At 54.2% G+C, this 1,213-nt stretch carries 2 pseudogenes; both read left to right on the plus strand.

Features of this window, described 5'->3' with window-relative positions:
* Positions 1-211 (plus strand): annotated as a pseudogene (locus AACS18_RS19760) (transposase); the annotation flags it as partial.
* A gap of 84 nt (positions 212-295) precedes the next feature.
* Positions 296-1,111, plus strand: a pseudogene (gene istA / locus AACS18_RS19765) (IS21 family transposase); the annotation flags it as partial.
* Positions 1,112-1,213: the final 102 nt, after the last annotated feature.

The following is a 1,213-nucleotide window of genomic DNA, read 5'->3' on the forward strand; positions in this document are numbered from 1 at the left end:
GGCCGCAGCCAACTCTACACTGACCAGACCATCTGCACCTTCCTGATGCTCAAGGGAATTTTTAGCCTCACTCTGCGGGCCACCCAAGGACTACTCGACTCCCTGTTCGAGTTGATGAACGTACCGCTTTGTGCCCCGATTACAGCTGTGTCTGAATCGCCCCTACTTTCCTAGACAGCCCCCAAAGGGACGCATTACCGACCTGGTTATGTTAGTACCGATGTAAAAATGACCCACATGCCAATGTAAATGGGACCCACCTGGGGTAAAACTGGCAGCTTTAAGCGAGCTGCCGATGTTAACATTGGATTTAAGAGTGGAGATTGCAGTTCTTCTTCGGCAAGGCATGTCCATCCGTGCTATTGCCCGTCATTTAGGTTGCTCCCGAAAAACTGTCCGGCGGTATATCCGGATGGGCGATGCGGCATCATCGTCTCACTATTCCACAAGGGCACCACGCCCAGGGAAACTCGACCCGTTCAAGTCGTATATCAACGAGCGTATTGAGGCTGCCAGGCCACACTGGATCCCCGCCAGTGTGATGCTTCAGGAGATACGCGAACGCGGCTATACCGGTGGCTACAGCATGCTGACGGCCTATCTGCTCCCATTAAAACAACCGCCTGTTGAACCGGTTGTTCGCTTTGAGACCGCGCCAGGCGAACAGATGCAGGTTGATTTCACTATCGTTCGTCAAGGTGCTAACCCCCTGCTGGCATTCGTTGCCACATTGGGCTGGAGCCGTGCCACTTACGTTCGCTTTTACTCCTGTCAGGATACGGCTGCGTGGTGCGATGGGATCGAGTATGCGCCGAGCTTCTTTGGCGGCACTCCCCGGCATCTGCTGTTTGATCATGCCAAGGCCATCATTTTGGAGCGTGATGTCTATGGTGAAGGCCACCATCGTTGGAATCCCACACTGCTCGCGCTTGCTGAGAAGTTCGGCTTCACCCCAAGGGTCTGTCGGCCTTATCGCGCCAAAACCAAGGGCAAGGTCGAACGCTTTAATCGGTATCTCAAGGAGAGCTTTGTGGTACCGCTGGCGACGACATTCAAGCAGTCTGGCATGCTACTGGATGTTGATTCTGCCAATGCCCGCGTGGGGACATGGTGTAGTGGTCAACTAAATCCGGACACTTGGTTAGGCCGTTCTTCGGCTTTTGCTGGCGGTATCCCGTCATTGTGGTGATGTGAACGCCGCCAGTTGTAGTAA

The organism is Aeromonas sp. HMWF015 (assembly GCF_963878965.1).
Lineage (GTDB): Bacteria > Pseudomonadota > Gammaproteobacteria > Enterobacterales > Aeromonadaceae > Aeromonas > Aeromonas veronii.